General features: G+C 72.7%; 18 protein-coding genes and 3 tRNA genes. 8 read left to right on the top strand and 13 right to left on the bottom strand.

Going from position 1 to position 21,543, the window contains the following annotated elements; translation table 11 throughout:
- Positions 1–100: 100 nt before the first annotated feature.
- The 3 genes from DMP15_RS08540 to leuC all read right to left on the bottom strand — a co-directional run bounded on the left by DMP15_RS08540 (position 101) and on the right by leuC (position 2,746).
- Positions 101–589 carry an HU family DNA-binding protein gene (locus DMP15_RS08540; RefSeq protein ID WP_073578422.1) on the bottom strand — a complete coding sequence of 163 codons (489 nt, stop codon included), beginning with the start codon at positions 587–589 and terminating at the stop codon, positions 101–103.
- A 139-nt stretch (positions 590–728) separates the two neighbouring features.
- The gene (leuD, locus tag DMP15_RS08535; protein WP_100878533.1) at positions 729–1,319 is read right to left on the bottom strand and encodes a 3-isopropylmalate dehydratase small subunit; all 591 of its coding nucleotides are present in this window, start codon (positions 1,317–1,319) and stop codon (positions 729–731) included.
- Positions 1,319–2,746 (bottom strand): 3-isopropylmalate dehydratase large subunit, encoded by a 1,428-nt coding sequence (gene leuC / locus DMP15_RS08530; RefSeq protein ID WP_161152840.1) that lies wholly within the window; start codon positions 2,744–2,746, stop codon positions 1,319–1,321. The genes leuD and leuC overlap by 1 nt, the downstream gene beginning before the upstream one ends.
- 64 nt (positions 2,747–2,810) lie before the next feature.
- On the opposite strand from leuC, the gene DMP15_RS08525 reads away from it, so the two are divergent.
- Both DMP15_RS08525 and DMP15_RS08520 read left to right on the top strand, forming a co-directional pair.
- Positions 2,811–3,515, top strand: a complete 705-nt coding sequence (locus DMP15_RS08525; protein WP_062397135.1) for an IclR family transcriptional regulator — start codon at positions 2,811–2,813, stop codon at positions 3,513–3,515.
- Between the two features lie 116 nt (positions 3,516–3,631).
- Positions 3,632–5,398, top strand: coding sequence for an Hsp70 family protein (locus DMP15_RS08520; protein ID WP_073578575.1), 1,767 nt, complete (start codon positions 3,632–3,634; stop codon positions 5,396–5,398).
- Between the two features lie 276 nt (positions 5,399–5,674).
- On the opposite strand, the gene DMP15_RS08515 is transcribed toward DMP15_RS08520, so the two are convergent.
- The 4 genes from DMP15_RS08515 to gltX form a co-directional block, all read right to left on the bottom strand.
- A tRNA-Glu gene (locus tag DMP15_RS08515) sits at positions 5,675–5,747 on the bottom strand.
- 48 nt (positions 5,748–5,795) lie between these two features.
- A tRNA-Glu gene (locus tag DMP15_RS08510) sits at positions 5,796–5,871 on the bottom strand.
- Between the two features lie 58 nt (positions 5,872–5,929).
- Positions 5,930–6,001, bottom strand: a tRNA-Gln gene (locus DMP15_RS08505).
- Between the two features lie 55 nt (positions 6,002–6,056).
- On the bottom strand, positions 6,057–7,535 hold the full coding sequence (gene gltX / locus DMP15_RS08500; protein ID WP_073578425.1) for a glutamate--tRNA ligase: 1,479 nt from the start codon (positions 7,533–7,535) through the stop codon (positions 6,057–6,059).
- 119 nt (positions 7,536–7,654) lie between these two features.
- Here gltX and DMP15_RS08495 point away from each other — a divergent pair, with 119 nt between their 5' ends.
- Positions 7,655–7,963: an EthD family reductase gene (locus tag DMP15_RS08495; RefSeq protein WP_073578426.1), complete on the top strand. Its 309-nt coding sequence runs from the start codon at positions 7,655–7,657 to the stop codon at positions 7,961–7,963.
- 66 nt (positions 7,964–8,029) lie between these two features.
- Here the strand turns inward: DMP15_RS08495 and DMP15_RS08490 are convergent, their stop codons facing one another.
- On the bottom strand, positions 8,030–9,070 hold the full coding sequence (locus DMP15_RS08490; protein ID WP_073578427.1) for a 3-isopropylmalate dehydrogenase: 1,041 nt from the start codon (positions 9,068–9,070) through the stop codon (positions 8,030–8,032).
- Between the two features lie 245 nt (positions 9,071–9,315).
- On the opposite strand from DMP15_RS08490, the gene DMP15_RS08485 reads away from it, so the two are divergent.
- Complete coding sequence (locus DMP15_RS08485; RefSeq protein ID WP_161152838.1) at positions 9,316–10,326, top strand: LLM class flavin-dependent oxidoreductase; 1,011 nt, start codon at positions 9,316–9,318, stop codon at positions 10,324–10,326.
- Positions 10,327–10,356: 30 nt separating this feature from the next.
- Here DMP15_RS08485 and DMP15_RS08480 read toward each other — a convergent pair whose 3' ends face one another.
- The 5 genes from DMP15_RS08480 to DMP15_RS08460 form a co-directional block, all read right to left on the bottom strand.
- The gene (locus DMP15_RS08480; protein ID WP_062397151.1) at positions 10,357–10,617 is read right to left on the bottom strand and encodes a hypothetical protein; all 261 of its coding nucleotides are present in this window, start codon (positions 10,615–10,617) and stop codon (positions 10,357–10,359) included.
- A gap of 94 nt (positions 10,618–10,711) precedes the next feature.
- Positions 10,712–12,322 carry a phosphoglycerate dehydrogenase gene (gene serA / locus DMP15_RS08475; protein ID WP_179761993.1) on the bottom strand — a complete coding sequence of 537 codons (1,611 nt, stop codon included), beginning with the start codon at positions 12,320–12,322 and terminating at the stop codon, positions 10,712–10,714.
- 249 nt (positions 12,323–12,571) lie between these two features.
- Positions 12,572–13,576, bottom strand: a complete 1,005-nt coding sequence (gene ilvC / locus DMP15_RS08470) for a ketol-acid reductoisomerase (RefSeq protein WP_062397153.1) — start codon at positions 13,574–13,576, stop codon at positions 12,572–12,574.
- Between the two features lie 44 nt (positions 13,577–13,620).
- Positions 13,621–14,130 (bottom strand): acetolactate synthase small subunit, encoded by a 510-nt coding sequence (gene ilvN, locus DMP15_RS08465; RefSeq protein WP_073578430.1) that lies wholly within the window; start codon positions 14,128–14,130, stop codon positions 13,621–13,623.
- Positions 14,127–16,070 carry an acetolactate synthase large subunit gene (locus tag DMP15_RS08460; protein ID WP_073578431.1) on the bottom strand — a complete coding sequence of 648 codons (1,944 nt, stop codon included), beginning with the start codon at positions 16,068–16,070 and terminating at the stop codon, positions 14,127–14,129. Before DMP15_RS08460 ends, ilvN begins: the two co-directional genes overlap by 4 nt.
- A gap of 280 nt (positions 16,071–16,350) precedes the next feature.
- Here DMP15_RS08460 and DMP15_RS08455 point away from each other — a divergent pair, with 280 nt between their 5' ends.
- From DMP15_RS08455 to DMP15_RS08440, 4 genes are all read left to right on the top strand, one after another.
- Positions 16,351–16,896: a PH domain-containing protein gene (locus DMP15_RS08455; protein ID WP_073578432.1), complete on the top strand. Its 546-nt coding sequence runs from the start codon at positions 16,351–16,353 to the stop codon at positions 16,894–16,896.
- 170 nt (positions 16,897–17,066) lie between these two features.
- On the top strand, positions 17,067–18,908 hold the full coding sequence (gene ilvD, locus DMP15_RS08450; protein ID WP_073578433.1) for a dihydroxy-acid dehydratase: 1,842 nt from the start codon (positions 17,067–17,069) through the stop codon (positions 18,906–18,908).
- A gap of 70 nt (positions 18,909–18,978) precedes the next feature.
- The gene (locus DMP15_RS08445; protein WP_073578434.1) at positions 18,979–19,977 is read left to right on the top strand and encodes an aldo/keto reductase; all 999 of its coding nucleotides are present in this window, start codon (positions 18,979–18,981) and stop codon (positions 19,975–19,977) included.
- Between the two features lie 166 nt (positions 19,978–20,143).
- Positions 20,144–21,526 (top strand): NAD-dependent succinate-semialdehyde dehydrogenase, encoded by a 1,383-nt coding sequence (locus tag DMP15_RS08440; RefSeq protein ID WP_073578435.1) that lies wholly within the window; start codon positions 20,144–20,146, stop codon positions 21,524–21,526.
- The last annotated feature ends 17 nt before the right edge of the window (positions 21,527–21,543 follow it).

The following is a 21,543-nucleotide window of genomic DNA, read 5'->3' as shown; positions in this document are numbered from 1 at the left end:
GGACGGCGTAGCAGGGAGGGAGAGGGGGCGCGGGGCGGCACGGGCGCGGGGAGGCGCGGCACCGCGGGGCAGGGCAGGCCACGGCGGCGCGGTGGCGCGGCTACTTCTCCGCAGCGGCCTTCCGTCGGGCCGGCTTCTTCGCCGAGGCGGCCCCCTTCTTCGGGGCAGCCGCCTTCTTCGCCGGAGCGGCCGCGGCGGCCGGAGCGGCCGCGGTGTCCGGCGGGATCGTCGTGCGGGTCGCGGTGCTGCGACCGGTGCCCGTCGCGGCTCGCTCGGTACGGCGGGGGGCGCTGGTCGCGTTCGCGGCGGCGGCCTCGCTGGCGGCCACCCGCTCCTTGAAGGCGGCGCCGGGCCGGAACGACGGCACCACGGTCTCCCCGACGGGCACCGTCTCCCCGGTCCGCGGATTGCGGGCGGTGCGCGGGGCGCGTCGTCGCGGCTCGAACACCCCGAACCCGGTCAGGGTGACGGTCTCACCGCGGCCGACGGCGTCCACGATCACCTCGACCATCGCGTCGACGGCCGACGTGGCGGCACGACGGTCTCCGAGCCGGGCGGTCAGCGCATCGACGAGCTGAGCCTTGTTCATGGTCACGAAAGGTAAGGCTGCGCCCCTGCCGCGCACCAGATCCCGACGCGAGTCCAGGTCGCATACCGTCCATCAGTACAGGTCCGAACGGGTGATCACCACGACATCTGTCGGAGCATGGTGACCACCCGTGTTCGGGTCAGGCCAGAGTGCGTGGCATCCGGGCGGGCCGGGTGCCCTCGAACGCGGTGATGTCGGCCTCGTGCCGCAGGGTGAGTCCGATGTCGTCGAGACCCTCCCGCAGCCGCCACCGGGCGTAGTCGTCGATCTCGAACGGCACGGTCAGGTCGCCGGCCTGCACGGTCTTCTCACCCAGGTCCACGGTGATCTCCGTGCCGGGCTCGGTCTCGAGCTTCTTCCAGATCAGCTCGACGTCGGGCTGGGCGACCTCGGCGGCCACCAACCCCGCCTTCGCCGAGTTGCCACGGAAGATGTCGGCGAACCGCGACGAGATGACGACCCGGAAGCCGTAGTCCATCAACGCCCAGACCGCGTGCTCACGCGAGGAGCCGGTGCCGAAGTCCGGACCCGCGACGAGCACCGACCCCCGGTCGAAGGGCTCGTTGTTGAGCACGAAGGACGGGTCGTCGCGCCAGGCGGAGAACAGGCCGTCCTCGAAGCCGGTGCGGGTGACCCGCTTGAGGTAGACGGCCGGGATGATCTGGTCGGTGTCCACGTTGGACCAGCGCAGCGGCACGCCGATCCCGGTGTGGGTGTCGAACTTCTCCATCAGTCCAGGTCCTCCGGGCTGCTCAGCGTGCCGCGCACGGCGGTCGCGGCGGCGACCAGCGGCGACACCAGGTGGGTACGGCCGCCCTTGCCCTGCCGCCCCTCGAAGTTGCGGTTCGAGGTGGACGCGCAGCGCTCACCGGGCGCGAGCTGGTCGGGGTTCATCCCCAGGCACATCGAACAGCCCGCGGAGCGCCACTCGGCGCCCGCGGAGGTGAAGACCTTGTCCAGGCCCTCGTCCTCGGCCTGGAAGCGCACCCGCATCGACCCCGGAACGACGAGCATCCGCACGCCCTTCGCGACCGAGCGCCCGTCGAGCACCTCCGCGACCGAGCGCAGGTCCTCGATCCGGCCGTTGGTGCAGGAGCCGACGAACACCGCGTCGACGGGCACCTCCCGCAGCGGGGTCCCACCGGTGAGGCCCATGTAGGACAGCGCCTTCTCCACGGCGGCGCGCTCGCCGTCGTCGGAGATGGCGGCCGGGTCGGGCACGGACCCGCCCAGCGGCAGACCCTGACCGGGGTTGGTGCCCCAGGTGACGAACGGGGTGAGCTCGTCGGCGTCGATCCGCACGACCCGGTCGAACTCGGCGCCGTCGTCGGTGCGCAGGGACCGCCAGTCGGCGACGGCGGCGTCCCAGTCGTCGCCGGCCGGGGCGTGGTCGCGGCCCTTGAGGTAGGCGAAGGTCGTCTCGTCCGGGGCGATCATGCCCGCACGGGCACCGGCCTCGATCGACATGTTGCAGATCGTCATCCGGGCCTCCATCGAGAGGTTCTCGATGACGTTGCCCCGGTACTCCAGCACGTGGCCCTGCCCGCCGCCGGTCCCGATCCGCGCGATCACGGCGAGGATGACGTCCTTGGAGGTGACGCCCGGGCGCAGCGTGCCGTCGGCGCTGGTCACCTCGATCGCCATCGTCCGGAACGGCTTGAGCGGCAGCGTCTGGGTGGCGAGCACGTGCTCGACCTCGGAGGTGCCGATGCCGAACGCCATCGCGCCGAACGCGCCGTGGGTGGAGGTGTGGGAGTCCCCGCAGACCACCGTGGTGCCCGGCTGGGTCAGCCCCAGCTGCGGTCCGACCACGTGCACGATCCCCTGCTCGGGGTCGTTCATCGGGTGCAGGCGGACGCCGAACTCCTCGCAGTTGCGACGTAGGGTCTCCACCTGGGTCCGCGAGACCTCGTCCGCGATCGGGGCGAGGACGTCGAGGGTCGGGACGTTGTGGTCCTCGGTGGCGATGGTGAGGTCCGGACGGCGCACCGGACGGCCCGCGAGCCGGAGCCCGTCGAACGCCTGCGGGCTCGTGACCTCGTGCACCAGGTGCAGGTCGATGTAGAGCAGGTCGGGCTCGTCGCCCTCGCCCTTGCGGACGAGGTGCCGGTCCCAGACCTTCTCGGCCAGCGTGCGCGGCTTCTCTGCGGTGGTCACGCCCGCCTCCTCTGTGATCTGATCGCGGTGGACTTCCCAGATCGTGGGAAGTTAGTATCGGAACGTGGGACAGTCTAGCGGGATCGGCGTGCTCGACAAGGCCGTGGGGGTTCTCCGGGCGACGGCGGAGGGGCCGTGCGGCCTGGCGGAGCTCTGTGAGCGCACCGGCCTGCCCCGGGCCACGGCCCACCGGCTCGCCGTCGGGCTCGAGGCGCACGGGATGCTGCTGCGCACACCGGACGGGCGCTGGCATCCGGGCCCGACCCTCGGCCAGCTCGCGGGCGGGCGGCCGGACCCGCTGCTCGACGCCGCGGCCGCCGTCCTGCCCCGGCTGCGTGACATCACCGGCGAGAGCGTCCAGCTCTACCGGCGCGACGGGATCCACCGGATCTGCATCGCGCACGCCGAGCCGCCGTCCGGCCTGCGGGACACCGTGCCCGTCGGGTCCCGGCTGCCGATGACCGCGGGCTCCGGGGCGAAGGTGCTCGCCGCCTGGTGCGACCCGGCCACGCAGCGCCTCGTCCTCGCCGACGCGAGCTTCTCCGAGCGCGTGCTCGTCGACGTCCGCCGCCGCGGCTGGGCACAGAGCGTCGCCGAACGTGAGGCCGGGGTGGCGTCGGTGTCGGCCCCGGTGCGCGACGCGGCGGGCCAGGTCGTCGCCGCCGTCTCGGTGTCCGGACCGGTGGACCGGATCGGGCGCCGTCCCGGGGTCCGCTGGGCCGCCGACCTGCTCGCCGCGGCGGACGCGTTGCAGCACCGGCTCACCTGATCGGCTCCTGCCTGCCGTACCGACGCGACTGAGGTGACGGTTCCGGGCTCCACTACCGTGTGGAGGTCCGGCACCGGGCCGGACCCTTCGGACATGGTCGGCACACCGGGGAGACGATGGGTTACCTGCTGGGCATCGACGTCGGCACCACCCGCACCGCGGCTGCGGTCATCGGCTCCGGCACCGTCGAGATGGTCACCCTCGGTGACCACTCGGTCGACATCCCGTCCGTGGTCTACGTGGCGCCCGACGGCGGTCTGCTGTTCGGCGAGGCCGCCGAGCGCCGCGCGCTGACCGAGCCGGACCGCGTCGCCCGCGAGTTCAAGCGGCGCATCGGCGACCCCACGCCGATCCCGCTGGGCGAGCGGTCCTTCGCCCCCGAGCAGCTGTCCGCGCTGCTGGCCGAGCACGTCGTCGACGTCGTCGCGCGCACCGAGGGCGGCGCGCCCGAGCGCATCGCGGTGACCCACCCGGCGTCCTGGGGCACGCACAAGTGCGACCTGTTCGCCGCGGCCCTCGCCGAGCGCGGCCTGACCGTCACCTTCCTCACCGAGCCGCAGGCCGCCGCGCTGCACTACGCGACGAGCGAGCGGGTCGAGCCCGGCGCGACCGTCGCCGTCTACGACCTGGGCGGCGGGACCTTCGACGCCGCCGTCGTGCGCAAGGAGGCCGCGGGCGGCGGGTTCACGCTGCTCGGCAGGCCCGAGGGCGTCGAGCAGCTCGGTGGCGCCGACTTCGACCAGGCCGTCGTCGACCACGTGCGCGACGCCGTCCCGGCCGCCTTCGAGGGGCTCGACGACACCGACCCGAACGTCCTGTCCGCGATGGCCCGGCTGCGCCGCGACTGCCGCGAGGCCAAGGAGGGCCTGTCAGCGGACACCGAGGTCTCGATCCCGGTGTGGCTCGGCGAGGTCCGCACGACGGTGCGCCTGCACCGCAGCGACTTCGAGGAGCGCATCCGGCCCCGGCTGGAGGAGTCGGTCGAGGCGCTGCAGCGGGCGATCGCCTCGGCCGGGCTGGCCGCGTCCGGGCCGTCGGTGGTACTGCTCGTGGGCGGGTCCTCGCGGGTCCCGCTGGTCGCCGAGCTCGTCTCCACCGGGCTCGGGCGTCCCGTACAGGTCGACGCGGACCCGAAGAACACCATCGCGAAGGGCGCCGTCGTCGCGCTCGGGCCGGCCGACCCGGTTCCCGGCACCGGCTCGGGCGGGTTCGGCGCGGTGGCGGCGAGCGGCGGTCCCGCGCTCGCCCCCGACCCCGGCCCGCTGCCCTGGGAGAACCCGGACCCGGTCACCGATCGGATGCCGACCGGCGGCACGACCCAGCTCGACGGCGACCGCACCGCCTACCTCGAGGGCGCCCGCGCCGACCCGCCCACCGACCGCATCCCTGTCGTGCCGCCGATGGGCTACGACCAGACCGCCGTGCACGGCTACGGCGGGTACGGCGGCTACGACGACGGGGAGACCACCGTCGCCCCCGGGCCCGCACCCGTCCGCCGCTCCCCCGCGCTGCTCATCGGCGCCGGCGGGGTCGTCGCGGCGCTGGCCGTGCTCGGCACGGTGTTCTTCTGGCCGCAGGACCGCACGATCAGCAATGCGACCCCCGAGCTGCCGGCGATCCCGACGACGACCCAGGCCCCGCCCCCGACGACCGTCGAGCAGGAGCCGGTGCGCGAGCCGGAACGGACCCGGGACCGGCCGACCGAGGTCGCCCCGACGACGACCGACGCCCCGGCCCCCGCTCCGCCACCGGTGGTGACCACGACGCCGCGGCCGCCGGATCCGTCGACACCGCCGCCGGACCCGGAGCCGTCGACCAGCCCGTCTTCTCCATCGACTGCTCCGTCGACGCCCTCGAACGAGAACAATCGACCGGCCCCCTGAACCGACCGTGGGCGCGTTCCGTGCCCGACGGTCTCCCGGGAGACGGCCCCGCCCCGCCCATGCTCAGCCCCACTCTGAGCCCTCGGATCCCGGGCCCGGAGTCGATCGGCCTCCGCTCGTCGGCAGCGCTGCCCGACTCCGGTGCCCGAGGTGCATTCCGGTAGCGCTCTGCCCAGCTAGTGAGGCCCTGGGAGCACCGGGGATGTTGTGCACCGTGCAGAGAACGACCCCGGACACGACGAAGGCCCCGCTCCGTGGAGCGGGGCCTTCGTGGAGTAGTCCCGACGGGATTTGAACCCGCGCTACCGCCTTGAGAGGGCGGCGTCCTAGGCCGCTAGACGACGGGACCAGGACATTCGGCTCGATCTCGATTGCGGACCCCCTGCGCGGGAGTCCGTGGTAGTCCCGACGGGATTTGAACCCGCGCTACCGCCTTGAGAGGGCGGCGTCCTAGGCCGCTAGACGACGGGACCTTGGACGAGACCGTGCCGATTGTCAGAAATCATCATTCCGAGGAAGTCGTGATTTCCGCTGGGGTACCAGGACTCGAACCTAGACTAACTGAACCAGAATCAGTCGTGCTGCCAATTACACCATACCCCATCGAAAAGCGGGCCCCGTTCCGGAGCGAGGCCCGCTCTCCGTTGATGTAGGTACTCTAACCCATGCCCTGGGAGCGTCTGACACCGGCCCCCAGGCGGGCGAGCGACCGCTCGCGGCCCAGTAGCTCCATGCTCTCGTAGAGCGGCGGGGACACCGTGCGGCCGCTGATGGCGACGCGGACGGGCGCGAACGCCTTCCGCGGCTTGAGCTCCAGACCGTCCACGAGCGAGGTCTTGAGCGACTCCTCGATCGCGGCGGCCGACCACTCCGGCAGGTCCGTGAGCCCGGCGACGGCGGCCTCCAGCACCGGGGCCGCGTCGGCGCCCAAATTCTTCGCGGCGGCGTCGTCGTCGGGGGTGAAGGTGTCCTCGTCGCGGAAGAGGAAGGCCAGCATCCGGGCCGCGTCGGACAACACCTGGCTGCGCTCCTGCACCAGCGGCGCGGCGGCGGCGAGCACCGAGCGGTCGGGGTCGGTGATCCCCTCGGCGGCGAGATGGGGCACGACGCGCTCGGCGAAGTCGTCGGGGGCGAGCAGGCGCAGGTGTGCGGCGTTGATCGCCTCGGCCTTCTTCAGGTCGAAGCGGGCGGCGTTGCTCGACACCCGGGAGACGTCGAAGGCGGCGACCATCTCGTCGAGGGAGAACACGTCGCGGTCCTCGGCGATCGACCAGCCGAGCAGCGCGAGGTAGTTGAGCAGTCCCTCCGGCACGAATCCGCGTTCACGGTAGTGGAACAGGTTCGACTGCGGGTCCCGCTTGGACAGCTTGCGGTTGCCCTCACCGGTGACCAGCGGGAGGTGGGCGTAGGTGAAGGGGCCGTGGCCGATGCCGACCCGGGCCAGCGCCTCCAGCAGCGCGATCTGCCGCGGTGTGGACGCCAGCAGGTCCTCCCCGCGCAGGACGTGCGTGATCTCCATCAGCGCGTCGTCGACCGGGTTGGTCAGCGGGTAGAGCGGGGTGCCGTCGCCGCGGGCCAGCACGAAGTCGGGCACCTGCCCGGCCCGGAACGTGATCTCGCCGCGGACGAGGTCGGTGAAGGTGATGTCGTGGTCGGGCATGCGCAGCCGGTAGACCGGGGCACGACCCTCGGCCCGGAACGCGGCGCGCTGGTCCTCGGTGAGGTCGCGGTCGGCGTTGTCGTAGCCGAGCTTGGGGTCGCGGCCCGCGGCGCGGTGCCGGGCCTCGATCTCCTCGGCGCTGGAGAACGACTCGTAGACCTCGCCGGCGTCGATCAGCCGGCGCAGGGCGTCGGCGTAGACCTCGCCGCGTTCGCTCTGCCGGTACGGCCCGTGCGGGCCGCCCTTCTCGACGCCCTCGTCCCAGTCGAGGCCGAGCCACTCCAGCGCGTCGAGCAGGGCCCGGTAGGACTCGTCGGAGTCGCGGGAGGCGTCGGTGTCCTCGATCCGGAACACCAGGGCCCCGCCGTGGTGGCGGGCGTGGGCCCAGTTGAACAGGGCGGTGCGGATGAGGCCGACGTGCGGGGTACCGGTGGGCGACGGGGAGAACCGCACCCGGACCTGGGCTGGAGTACTCATGGTCGGTCCAGCGTATCGACCCCGTACGGAGGGGTGGTGCACGCGGGCGCCGGATGGACCATGGTGGACGGCAGTCGCGACGCACCGGAGCGTCGCGGGACGAGGCGAGGAGGAACCCCGTGTTCCAGCTGACCGCTCTGTACAACCACCCCGAGGACGCCGCCGCGTTCGACCGGCACTACGACACCGTGCACGCCCCGCTGGCGAAGAAGATCCCCGGCGTGCAGCGGTTCACCGTCTCCCGGCCCGCGCCGGGACCGGACGGGGCGCAGCCGCCGTACCACCTCGTGGCGGTGCTGGAGTTCCCCGACGCGGCGGCGTTCCAGTCCGGGATGGGCGGCACCGAGGGACAGGCCGCCGTCGCCGACCTCGACAACTTCGCCGGCGCCGGGGTGACCCTGCTGACCGGTCCGTCGAACCAGGTCTGACCCGCCCGCACACGACGACGGGGTGGCCCCGGAGATCCGGTGCCACCCCGTCGGCGTGTGCGTGGGTCAGTTGGTGGCGACCTCGCGGCTCGACACGAGCGCGGCGAGCCGGTCCCCGATCGACGAGGTGTTGCCCGTCGCCGCGTGGTCCCGGGTGGCCAGGTCGAACGCGACCGCGGCCTCGATGCGCCGGGCCGAGTCGCGATGGCCCATGTGGTCGAGCAGCAACGCGACCGACAACACGGCGGCGGTCGGGTCGGCGATGCCCTGGCCCGCGATGTCCGGGGCGGAGCCGTGCACCGGCTCGAACATCGAGGGGTTGGTACGGCTGGCGTCGATGTTGCCGCTGGCCGCCAGGCCGATGCCGCCGGTGACCGCCGCCGCGAGGTCGGTGAGGATGTCGCCGAACAGGTTGTCGGTGACGATCACGTCGTACCGGCCCGGGTCGGTGACCAGGTGGATCGTGGTCGAGTCGACGTGCTGGTAGGCCACCGAGACCTCGGGGTACTCCAGCGACACCTCCTCGACGATCCGCGACCACAGCGCACCGGCGAAGGCCAGGACGTTGGTCTTGTGGACCAGCGTCAGGTGCTTCTTCGGCCGCCGCTGGGCGCGGGCGAACGCGTCGCGCACGACGCGGTCGATGCCGAAGGCGGTGTTCTGGCTGACCTCGGTCGCGATCTCGTGCGGGGTGTCCTTGCGGAGCAGGCCGCCGGTGCCGACGTACGGACCCTCGGTCCCCTCGCGCACGACCACCAGGTCGATCTCCGGGTTGCCTGCCAGCGGGCCGCGCACCCCCGGGTAGAGCCGCGCGGGGCGCAGGTTCACGTGGTGGTCCAGCTCGAAGCGCAGACGCAGGAGCAGGCCGCGCTCGAGGATGCCGCTGGGCACCGACGGGTCGCCGACCGCGCCCAGCAGGATCGCGTCGTGCTGCTTGATCTCGGTCAGCACCGTCTCCGGGAGCAGCTCGCCCGTGGAGTGCCAGCGGGCGGCACCGAGGTCGTACTCGGTCGTCTCCACGTCGCGGGCGACCTCGCCCAGGACCTTGAGTGCCTCGTTGATCACTTCCGGGCCGATGCCGTCACCGGGGATGACCGCAAGGCGCATGACCTCGTCCTCTCGTCGTACTGCTGGCCGCACGCTACCGCCTGCCGACGCAGGGTCATCGTTCGGCCACCCGGTGGGGTGGTCCCGTCCGGGTGACGCGTGCGCCGCACGCGGTCGGAGTACCCGCGACACGCGGCCGTTCCGGGGACTCCGGCCCGTTCCGAGGGGTGGGACGGCCGCCGCGGCCGCCACCCGTCCGGGTGGTGGTGGGGAAGAAGCGCGACGACGACGTCGTTGCCCCGGGCGTGCCCACGCCCGACCGCCCGCTGCGTCGACTCGGCTTCCTCACCATCGGTTCGTTCGACGGCGACGACCCCCGCCCCGGACACGAGACGACCCTGGAGATGATCGCCCTCGGCGAGCGTCTGGGCTTCGACTCGGCCTTCGTCCGGCACCGTCACCTGCAGTTCGGCATCTCCTCGCCGGTCGCGGTGCTCGCCGCCGCGACCCAGCGGACCACGCGGATCGAGCTCGGGACGGCCGTGGTCCCGCTGGGCTGGGAGAACCCGCTGCGCCTCGCCGAGGACCTCGCGACGGTCGACGTGCTCTCCGGCGGCCGGCTGAACCCGGGCGTCTCGGTCGGGCCGCCGATGCAGTGGGAGCACGTGCGGGACGCGCTCTACCCGGACACCGCCGACGTCGAGGACTTCGGCCGCGAGCGGGTGTCGCGGCTGCTGCGCCTGGTGCGCGGGGAGCGGGCGAGCACCTTCTCCGGGACGGTCGGGATCGAGTCGTTCTCCGAACGGGTGCAGCCGCACTCCCCCGGTCTGGCCGGGCGCATGTGGTACGGCGCGGGCAGCGACTCCTCCGCCGTCTGGGCCGCAGGGCAGGGGCTGAACCTGCTGACGAGCAACGTGGTGCGCTCCGGCGGGGAGACCGACTTCGCCGCGATCCAGTCCCGGCAGATCCGGGCCTACCGCGAGGCGAACCCCGCCGGGCGCGTGTCGCAGGGGTTGGTCGTCGTGCCGACCGACTCGGCGACGCCCGATCAACGCCGGCGCTACGCCGCCTACGCCCGCGAGCGCGACGCCCGGGTCGGCGTCCCGCAGGGCCCGGCCGGGCTGCTGTTCGCCCGCGACCTGGTCGGCAGCTCCGCCGAGATCGCCGAACGGCTGTGGGCCGACGCCGGGTTCCGCGAGGTCGACGAGGCGGTGTTCGCGTTGCCGTTCGGCTTCCCGCACGACGACTACGTCCAGATCGTCACCGACATCGCCGGGGCGCTCGGACCCGCGCTGGGCTGGGCGCCGCGCGGCTGACCCGGCCGCCGCGGCACCGTCGCGCCGGGCTCAGTGCCCGGCGCGGGGCAGCGCCCGGCGGGCCCGCACCCGGCCCGGGGCCTCGATCATCGCGACGAGCGCGGCGAGGACCACGAGCATGCCGGGGCCGATCGTCATCGTCGCCGACGGCGGCCCGGTCACGATCGCCATCACCGACACGACGTAGGGCACGGTCAGCGACAGCCCGGTGACGAAGCCGACGCCGAGCAGCACCAGGCACCCCACGCCGACCGTCGTGCCCGCCAGCACCAGTGCCCGCAGCCAGCTCACCGGATCCCCCTCCGCTCGTGGCGAGCAGACACGATCCCACGACCGACCGGGTCCGCGCAGCCGTTTCCCGCAGTGCGGGACCGGGCCCGGTCGCTCAGTCGTCGAAGGAGATGAGCCGGATCGTCCGGGCGCCGACCGAGGCACCGATCGGCTCCAGCACCGCCGGGTCGATCTGGCGGTCCACCCGCAGCAGCATGACGGCGTCGGTGCCGTCGGTGGTCTGCGAGATCTGGGCGGCCTCGATGTTGACCGCGGCCTCCCCCAGCAGCGACCCGACCCGGCCCATCACGCCGGGCCGGTCGGCGTACTCCAGCAGGACGACGTCGCCCTCGGCACGCAGGTCGAAGTGCCGTCCGTTGATCTCGACGAGCTTCTCGACCTCGGCGCGGCCGGTCAGGGTGCCGGACACGGTGACCTTCTCCCCGTCGGGCATGGCGCCGCGCAGCTGCACTACGCTGCGGTGGTTGGCGCTCTCCGGGCTGGTGGTGATCTCCACGGCGACGCCGCGCTCCTCGGCGAGCTGCGGCACGTTCACGAACGTCACCTGGTCCTCGACGACGTGGGTGAACACCCCGCGCAGCGCAGCCAGGCCGAGGACCTGGACGTCCTCGGTGGCCAGCTCGCCCGCGACGTCGACGGTGACCGAGGTCGGGGTGCGCCCGGCGACGGCGTGCAGGGTGGTGCCGAGCTTCTGCACCAGCGGCAGCCAGGGCCGGACCTCCTCGCCGACGGCGCCGTGGATCTGCACGTTGACCGCGTCCGGCACGAACTCCCCGGCCAGGGCCAGCTGCACCGAGCGGGCCACGTCGGTCCCGGCCCGGTCCTGCGCCTCGGCGGTGGAGGCGCCCAGGTGCGGGGTGACGACGACGTTCTCCAGCTCGAACAGCGGGCTCGACGTGGTCGGCTCGGTGACGTAGACGTCGATCCCGGCGCCGCCGACGTGCCCGGAGCGGACCGCCTCGGCCAGGGCGTCCTCGTCGATCAGGCCGCCGCGGGCGGCGTTGACGACGAGCACCCCCGGCTTGGTCAGCGCGAGCTGGTCCTTGCCGATCAGGCCGAGGGTCTCCGGGGTCTTCGGCAGGTGCACAGTGATCATGTCCGCGGTGCGGAGCAGGTCGTCGAGGCCCATCAGCTCGATGCCGAGCTGTGCGGCGCGCGACGGCGCGATGTAGGGGTCATAGGCGACCAGCGTCATGCCGAACGCGGCGAGGCGCTGCGCGACGAGCTGCCCGATCTTGCCGAGCCCGACGATGCCGACGGTCTTGCCGCTGAGCTCGACGCCGCCGAAGGACGAGCGCTTCCACGCCCCGGAGCGCAGCGCGGCGTCCGCCGGCGGGATGTGGCGCGCGGTCGCGAGCAGCAGCGCGATGGCGTGCTCGGCGGCGGAGACGATGTTCGAGGTCGGGGCGTTGACGACCATCACCCCGCGCGCGGTGGCGGCGGGGACGTCGACGTTGTCCAGGCCGACCCCGGCGCGTGCGACGACCTTGAGGCGGCCTGCCGCGGCCAGCGCCTCGGCGTCGACCCGGGTGGCGGACCGGACCAGCAGCGCGTCGGCGTCGGCGAGCGCCGCCAGCAGGGCGGGGCGGTCGGTGCCGTCGACGTGGCGGATCTCGACGCCGTCCCCGAGCAGCTCGACGGCGGAGGGCGCGAGCGTCTCCGCGAGCAGGACGACGGGACGGTGGTCGGTGGCTGCGGTGCTCACGGTGTGCGAGTGCTCCCCGAGGTCGGTGCGCGAACGTCGACCATCCTAGGACCGTGGGGGCCCTCGTGGACCCGGACGGGCGGACGGGTCGTTGCGCGGCACAGCCACCGGACGCGCGAAACCCCCGCCCGGTGTCGCCGGTACGGGGGTTCCACGTCGCCTGGTCCGGATGGGTGCGTCCGGGCCCGGGCATCCGCGGGCCGTCTGGGGCCCGCGCGATTCATCCTGCCGGACGCATCCGGCAGTCGATCACTTGGCCTTCTCGCCGACCCAGCTCATCAGGCCGCGGAGCTTCTCGCCGACCTGCTCGATCGGGTGCTCGGCGCCCTGCTGCTGCAGCTTGGTGTAGTTGCCGCGGCCGGCCTCGTCCTCGGCCACCCACTCGCGGGCGAAGGTGCCGTCCTGGATCTCGCCCAGGATCTTCTGCATCTCGGCCTTGACCGCGGGCGTGATGACGCGCGGGCCGCGGGTGAGGTCGCCGTACTCGGCGGTGTCGGAGATGGAGAAGCGCTCGTTGGCGATGCCGCCCTCGTACATGAGGTCGACGATCAGCTTGAGCTCGTGCAGGCACTCGAAGTAGGCGATCTCCGGGGCGTAGCCCGCCTCGGTCAGCACCTCGAAGCCGGTCTGGACCAGCGCGGCGGCACCGCCGCAGAGGACGGCCTGCTCACCGAACAGGTCGGTCTCGGTCTCCTCCTTGAAGGTGGTCTCGATGACGCCCGCGCGGGCGCCGCCGATCCCGGCCGCGTAGGAGAGCGCGAGCGCCTTGGCGTTGCCCGAGGCGTCCTGCTCGACGGCGATCAGGGCGGGGACGCCCTTCCCGTCGACGAACTGGCGGCGGACCAGGTGGCCCGGGCCCTTCGGCGCGACCATGGCCACGTCGACGTTCGCCGGGGGCTTGATCAGCTCGTAGCGGATGTTGAAGCCGTGGCCGAAGAACAGCGCGTCGCCGTCCTTGAGGTTCGGCTCGATGTCCTGGGTGTAGATGAAGCGCTGCTTGGTGTCGGGCGCCAGGACCATGATCACGTCGGCCCAGGCGGAGACCTCGGCCGGCGTGCCGACCTCGAGGCCCTCGTCGGCGGCCTTCTGCCGGGACTTGGAGCCCTCGGGCAGACCGATCTTCACCTCGACCCCGGAGTCACGCAGGGACAGCGAGTGCGCGTGCCCCTGGGAGCCGTAGCCGATCACGGCGACCTTGCGGCCCTGGATGATCGACAGGTCGGCGTCGGCGTCGTAGTAGATGTTGACACTCATGGCTCTGGGACGGTTCCTCTCGGAGGTTGTGTAGCGACGACTGTCTAGCGGACGGCCGCGGCGGTGATGGACCGGGGGCCGCGGCCGACGGCCACCATCCCGGACTTCACCATCTCGCGGATCCCGTAGGGCTCCAGCATGCGCAGGAGCGCGTTGAGCTTGTCGGACGACCCGGTGGCCTCGACCGTGACCGCCTCCGGGGAGACGTCGACGACCTTGGCGCGGAACAGCTGCACGGTCTCGACGACCTGGCTGCGCACCGTGGCGTCGGCCCGGACCTTGACCAGCAACAGCTCGCGCTGCACCGAGGCGTCCGGCTCCAGCTCGACGATCTTGATGACGTGCACCAGCTTGTTGAGCTGCTTGGTGACCTGCTCCATCGGGAGCTCGTCCACCTCGACGACGATCGTCATCCGGGAGACGTCGGGGTGCTCGGTGGGGCCGACCGCGAGCGAGTTGATGTTGAACCCGCGCCGCGAGAACAACCCGGAGACCCGGGCCAGGACACCCGGCTTGTCCTCGACCAGGACCGAGAGGGTGTGGAGCTCGCTCACTTCTCGACCTCCAGGGCCTGCTCGGTGACGTCGGCGACCGCATCGACCGACGCGGCCAGCTCGTCGTGCTCGAACTCCGGCCGGATGTCGCGCCGGACGTTGATCTCGTCGTTGCTCGTGCCCGCGGCGACCATCGGCCACACCTGGGCGTCGGCACCGACGACGAACTCCACGACGACCGGCCGGTCGTTGATCTCCATGGCCTGGTGGATGACCCGGTCGACGTCCTCCTTGGACTCGACCCGCAGTCCCTCGCAGCCCATCGCCTGCGCGAGCATCGGGAAGTCCGGGATGCGCAGCTTGTGGGTGTTGAGGTCGGTGTTGGAGTACCGCTCGCCGTAGAACAGGTTCTGCCACTGGCGGACCATGCCGAGGTTGCCGTTGTTGATGACGGCGACCTTGATCGGGATACCCTCGATCGCGCAGGTGGCGAGTTCCTGGTTGGTCATCTGGAAGCAGCCGTCGCCGTCGATGCACCAGACGACGGCATCCGGCTCGCCGACCTTGGCGCCCATCGCGGCCGGGACCGCGTAGCCCATGGTCCCGAGCCCGCCGGAGTTCAGCCAGGTCCGCGGCTTCTCGTACTTGACGAACTGCGCGGCCCACATCTGGTGCTGGCCGACGCCCGCGGTGTAGATCGCGTCCGGCCCTGCGATCGCGCCGATCCGCTCGATCACGTACTGCGGCGAGAGCGCCCCGTCGGTCGGCTCGTCGTAGCCGAGCGGGTAGCGGTCGCGCAGGCCGCCGACCTGCTTCCACCAGGACGACAGGTCCGGCTCACCGTGCTCGGCGCGGTCCGCACGGACGGCCTCGACCAGGTCGGCCAGGACCTCCTTGCAGTCCCCGACGATCGGCACGTCGGCGCGCCGGTTCTTGGAGATCTCGGCCGGGTCGATGTCGGCGTGGATGATCTTCGCCCCGGGGGCGAAGCTCTCCAGCTTGCCGGTGACCCGGTCGTCGAACCGGGAGCCGAGTGCGACGAGCAGGTCGGACCGCTGCATCGCCGCGACCGCGGCGACGGTGCCGTGCATTCCGGGCATGCCCAGGTGCAGCGGGTGGCTGTCGGGGAACACACCGCGCGCCATCAGGGTGGTGACGACGGGCGCCCCGGTCAGCTCGGCCAGCTCCCTGAGCTCCTCGGCGGCCTCGGCCTTGAGAACACCGCCGCCGACGTAGAGCACCGGCTTGGCCGACTCGCGGATGAGCCGGGCGGCCTCGCGGATCTGCTTGCCGTGCGGCCGGGTCGTCGGCCGGTAGCCGGGCAGCTGCAGCTCCGGGGGCCAGGAGAACGTGGTCTGCTCCTGCAGCACGTCCTTCGGGATGTCCACCAGGACCGGGCCGGGCCGGCCGGTGGACGCCAGGTGGAAGGCCTCGGCGATCGCGCGCGGGATCTCCGTCGCGTCGGTCACCAGCATGTTGTGCTTGGTCACCGGCATGGTGATGCCGGTGATGTCGGCCTCCTGGAAGGCGTCGGTGCCGATCAGCGGCCGGGTCTGCTGACCCGTGATGGCCACCAGCGGCACCGAGTCCATGTGGGCGTCCGCGATCGGGGTGACCAGGTTCGTGGCCCCCGGCCCGGACGTCGCCATGCAGACCCCGACCCTGCCGGTGGCCTGCGCGTAGCCGGTCGCCGCGTGTCCGGCGCCCTGCTCGTGGCGGACGAGGATGTGGCGCACCTTCGTCGAGTCCAGGAGCGGGTCGTAGGCGGGCAGGATCGTCCCGCCGGGCAGCCCGAAGACGACCTCGCAGCCGATCTCCTCGAGCGAACGCACCAGGGACTGGGCGCCGGTCATGGGCTCGTCCACGATGCGCGGACCGGGCACGGTGGTCTCACCGGGTGCCGGGGCCGCGCTGCGGGACGTGCCGGAGGCCGCGGACCGGCCGGGCGGCGGGCCCGGCTTCGGGCCGGACGAGCCGGGCTTGGCGGGGACGGTGGTCATCTGGGTCTGCCTCGCTGGAGATCGTGTCGATCAGATGCCGGACATGGGCTGAGCTCGGAGCTGGACATGAAAAAACCCCCGCCGCCCGGTACTCCGGGCGCTGCGAGGGTGAGCGCGTCGTCGTTCGAGAAGGTCGAACTCAGGCGACGACGCGCCCAAGAAGTACGAGAATTCGAACGGCGAACATGCATCGACGCTAGCACGCGTCCCACGGACGGAGTCAAACGACCCCACCCGTCCGGGCCGTGGGGTCACGGTCCGGATTTGTCACACTGGGGTCGTGAGCAGCACCGACGACCGCGCCGTCCCCGCCGACCCCACCTCTGCCGATCCGCAGTCGGCCCCGGGGGCGTCCCAGCAGGTGGACGGCGAGCTGGCGTGGACCCCCCGGGTCCGCGACGAGGGCCGCAAGCTCCGCGTGGGCTCGCGCGCGCTGGTGTTCAAGCCCAGCCGGCTGACCATCTTCGCCATCCTGGTCGCGGTCGTCGGGTCGACGCCGCTGGTGTTCAGCCTGCCGTGGTTCTGGGTCGTGCTGGTGGCCCCGGTCGCGGCGATCGCCTGGATCCTGCGGGTCCGCACCACCGTGGACCCGGACACGCTGACCGTCCGCGGCGCGTTCTCCTCCCGCACCGTGGACTGGGACGACGTGCGCGGTCTGCGGATCGGCTCGCGCTCGCGGGTCAGCGCGGTGCTGGGCGAGGACGACGACCTCGTCCTGCCCGCGGTGCACGCGCGCGACCTGCCCGCGCTCTCGGTCGCCAGCGGCGGCCGGTTCGCCGACCCGGCCGCGGTGACCGACCCGGAGGACCCGGCCGAGGGTCACTGACGCCCGTCGCGGGGCGTACGGTTGCGGGCGATCGGCCCGCCGGCCGGCGGGACGCGACCCGCCCCGCCGCCGTCGCGCCGCACCCCCCGGGCGGCTCGTGCCCACGCTTCGCGACGCGCCCACCGGGGGCCCTCAGGAACCACCACGGAAGACCCGGCTGGAGAAGACCGATGCCCGCCCTGCGTTCCCGCGTCACCACCCACGGCCGCAACGCCGCCGGAGCGCGTTCGCTCTGGCGCGCGACCGGCATGGGCGACGACGACTTCGGCAAGCCGATCGTCGCGATCGCCAACTCCTACACCCAGTTCGTCCCCGGCCACGTGCACCTCAAGGACATGGGTGACCTCGTCGCGGGCGCGATCAAGGAGGCGGGCGGGGTCGCCAAGGAGTTCAACACGATCGCCGTCGACGACGGCATCGCGATGGGCCACGGCGGGATGCTCTACTCGCTGCCCAGCCGCGAGATCATCGCCGACTCGGTCGAGTACATGGTCAACGGCCACGCAGCCGACGCCCTGGTCTGCATCTCCAACTGCGACAAGATCACCCCGGGCATGCTGAACGCCGCGATGCGGCTCAACATCCCGACCGTGTTCGTCTCCGGCGGGCCGATGGAGGCAGGCAAGGCGGTCGTCGTCGGCGGGGTCGCGCAGGCACCCACCGACCTGATCACCGCGATCTCGGCGTCGGCGTCGTCCGAGGTGGACGACGCGGGGCTCGCCGAGGTCGAGCGTTCGGCCTGCCCGACCTGCGGGTCGTGCTCCGGGATGTTCACCGCGAACTCGATGAACTGCCTCACCGAGGCGCTCGGGCTCTCCCTGCCGGGCAACGGCTCCACCCTGGCCACCCACGCCGCGCGCCGCGAGCTGTTCCTGAACGCCGGGCGCACCGTGATGGACCTGGCCACCCGCTGGTACCGCGACGACGACGCGTCCGCGCTGCCCCGCAACATCGCCACCCGCGAGGCGTTCGAGAACGCGATGGCGCTCGACGTCGCGATGGGCGGTTCCACCAACACGGTGCTGCACATCCTGGCCGCGGCCCAGGAGGGCGAGATCGACTTCGACCTCGCCGCGATCGATGCGGTCTCCCGGCGGGTGCCGTGCCTGAGCAAGGTCGCGCCGAACTCGGACTACCACATGGAGGACGTCCACCGAGCCGGTGGCATCCCCGCGCTGCTGGGCGAGCTGTGGCGGGCCGGGCTGCTCAACACCGGGGTGCACACGGTGCACTCGCCGTCGCTGGAGCAGTGGCTCACCGAGTGGGACATCCGCTCCGGGGCACCGTCGGAGACCGCGGTCGAGCTCTACCACGCCGCGCCGGGCGGGGTCCGGACCACGCAGGCGTTCTCGACGGAGAACCGCTGGTCGAGCCTGGACACCGACGCCGCGGGCGGCTGCATCCGCGACCTGGAGCACGCCTACTCCGCCGACGGCGGCCTGGCCGTGCTGCGCGGCAACCTCTCGATCGACGGCGCCGTGATCAAGACCGCGGGCATCCCGGAGGACATCTGGGAGTTCGAGGGCCCGGCCGTCGTGCTGGAGAGCCAGGAGGACGCCGTCTCGGCGATCCTCAAGAAGGAGATCAAGCCCGGCGACGTGCTGGTCATCCGCTATGAGGGCCCCTCGGGCGGGCCGGGCATGCAGGAGATGCTGCACCCGACGGCGTTCCTCAAGGGCGCCGGGCTGGGCAAGGTCTGCGCCCTGATCACCGACGGCCGCTTCTCCGGCGGCTCGTCGGGCATCTCGGTCGGCCACATCTCCCCCGAGGCGGCCGCCGGCGGCACGATCGGCCTGGTGGAGAACGGCGACCGGATCCGGCTCGACGTCCGCGCCCGGTCGCTGGAGCTGCTGGTCGATGCCGAGACGCTCGCCGACCGGCGCGCCAAGATGGAGTCCTCGGAGCGGCCGTGGCAGCCGGTCGACCGGCAGCGCGTCGTGTCGAAGGCGCTGCGCGCCTACGCCCACCTGGCGACCAGCGCCGACACCGGGGCGGTCCGCCGCATCCCCTGACCCCGGCACGCACGACGGCCCCGGTCCGCTCTCCTGCGGACCGGGGCCGTTCGCGTCTAGGTTGGTTGTCATGGCTACCGGAACCGGCCTCGGAACCCGTCGACTCGGCGATCTCACCGTCTCCGCCCAGGGCCTGGGCTGTATGGGCATGAGCCAGGCCTACGGCGACACCTCCGACCGCGCCGAGTCGATCGCGACCATCCACCGCGCCCTCGACCTGGGCGTCACCCTGCTCGACACCGCGAACGTCTACGGCGACGGCGCCAACGAGGAGCTCGTGGGCGCCGCGATCGCCGACCGCCGCGACCGCGTGGTCCTGGCGACGAAGTTCGGCATCGTGCGCGACGCGCAGGGCAACCAGGGCGCGCAGGGCGACCCGGCCTACGTGCGGCGGTGCGCCGAGGAGTCGCTGCAGCGCCTGGGCGTCGACCACATCGACCTCTACTACCAGCACCGCGTCGACCCGGACACGCCGATCGAGGAGACCGTCGGCGCGCTCGCCGGGCTGATCGAGGAGGGGAAGATCCGCCACTACGGGCTCTCCGAGTGCGGCGCGGACACCGTCCGCCGCGCCCACGCCGTGCACCCGCCCGCCGCGGTGCAGTCGGAGTGGTCGCTGTGGACACGCGACATCGAGGAGTCGGTCGCTCCGACGTGCGCCGAGCTGGGCGTCGGCGTCGTGCCGTTCTCCCCGCTCGGGCGCGGCTTCCTGACCGGCGCGATCACCTCGACCGGGCAGCTCGGCGAGGGCGACATGCGCCGCGGCCTGCCCCGCTTCTCCGACGAGAACATGGCCGCGAACCTGGCCATCGTCGAGGCGCTGACCGCCATCGCGCAGCGCCGCGGGGTCACCGCCGGGCAGCTCGCGCTGGCCTGGGTGCAGAGCCGCGGGGAGCACGTCGTACCGATCCCGGGGACCAAGCGGCGGACCTACCTGGAGCAGAACGTCGAGGCCGCCGCGCTGGAGCTGTCAGCGGACGAGCTGGCCGAGATCGAGGCGGCCGCACCGGCGTCCGCGGTGGCCGGGGAGCGCTACCCGGCGCACCTGCAGCGCAACGTCGGCCGCTGAGCAGCGCTCCCGGCCGCCGTCTCAGCCGGAGGCGGTGGCCGCGGCGCGGCGGTGCCCCGCGGCCGGCGTGGAGTGACGAGGCGGACCCGATGTTTGCCGGACCCCCTGCGACGGACATCCGTCGGGCAGGAGCGCGACCCGCGCCACCCCGCGACGGAAGGACACCATGACTGCCTACGTGACCACGAACCCCGCCACCGGGAAGACCGAGAGGACGTTCCCCGAGCTCGACGACGCGGCGGTCTCCGACGTCCTGGGCCGCGTCACCGACGCCTACCCCGGGTGGCGCGCGACCCCGGCCGCCGACCGGGCACAGATCCTGGTCCGGGTGGCCGAGGCCTACGAGGCCCGCAGCGACGAGCTGGCCGCGTTGATCGCGACCGAGATGGGCAAGCCCGTCAAGGAGGCCGCGGGCGAGGTCGCACTGGCCGCGTCGATCTACCGCTGGTACGCCGAGCACGGCCCGGACCTGCTGACCCGGGAGACCCTGGACCCGCAGGGCGCGCAGGAGTCGGTGGTGCAGACCGAACCGATCGGACCGCTGGTCGGGGTCATGCCGTGGAACTTCCCGTACTACCAGGTGGCGCGGTTCGTTGCGCCGAACCTGGTCGTCGGGAACACGATCGTCCTCAAGCACGCCCCGATCTGTGCCGCCTCGGCCGAGGTGATGGACGAGATCTTCCACACCGCGGGTGTCCCCGACGACGTCTACGTCAACGTCTACGCGACCAACGAGCAGATCGCCGACATGATCGCCGACCCGCGGATCCAGGGGATCTCGCTGACCGGCAGCGAGCGGGCCGGGGCCTCGGTCGCCGAGACGGCGGGGCGCAACCTGAAGAAGGCCGTCCTGGAGCTGGGCGGGTCGGACGCGTTCATCGTCCTCGACGACGCCGACGTCGCCCGCACCGCGAAGGTCGCCGCCCGGGCCCGCCTGATGAACGGCGGTCAGGCCTGCAACTCCCCGAAGCGGATGATCGTGCCGACCGACAAGGTCGAGGAGTTCGTGTCGGTGCTGGTCTCGACGTTCGAGGCCACCGAGCACGGCGACCCGACCGACTCCGGCACCCGGCTCGGCCCGCTGTCCTCGGTCGCGGCGCGCGACGGCGTCGCCGAGCAGGTGCGCCGCGCCGTCGAGCAGGGCGCCACCCTGCACACCGGCGGCGAGGTACCCGACGGCGACGGCGCGTTCCTCCGCCCGGCCGTACTGACCGGCGTCACGAAGGACATGGACGCCTACTCCGAGGAGATCTTCGGACCGGTGGCCGTGGTGTACGGCGTCGACTCGGTCGACGAGGCGGTCACACTGGCCAACGACGTGAGCTACGGGCTCAGCGGGTCGGTGTGGAGCGGTGACATCGAGCGCGCGCAGGAGATCGCCGACCGGCTCGAGGTGGGCATGGCCTACGTCAACGAGCACGGCACGACGCTGCCCGGGCTGCCCTTCGGCGGGGTGAAGCGCTCCGGCTTCGGTCGCGAGCTGGGCCGCTGGGGCATGGGCGAGTTCGTCAACACCCGGCTGCGTCGCACGGCGAAGCCCCGGGGCTGACGCTCCGGTCCTCGCCG

The sequence above is a fragment of the Pseudonocardia sp. UM4_GMWB1 genome (assembly GCF_017312155.1).
Taxonomy (GTDB): Bacteria; Actinomycetota; Actinomycetes; order Mycobacteriales; family Pseudonocardiaceae; genus Pseudonocardia; species Pseudonocardia alni.
This window is presented reverse-complemented; position numbering and strand designations above follow the sequence as displayed.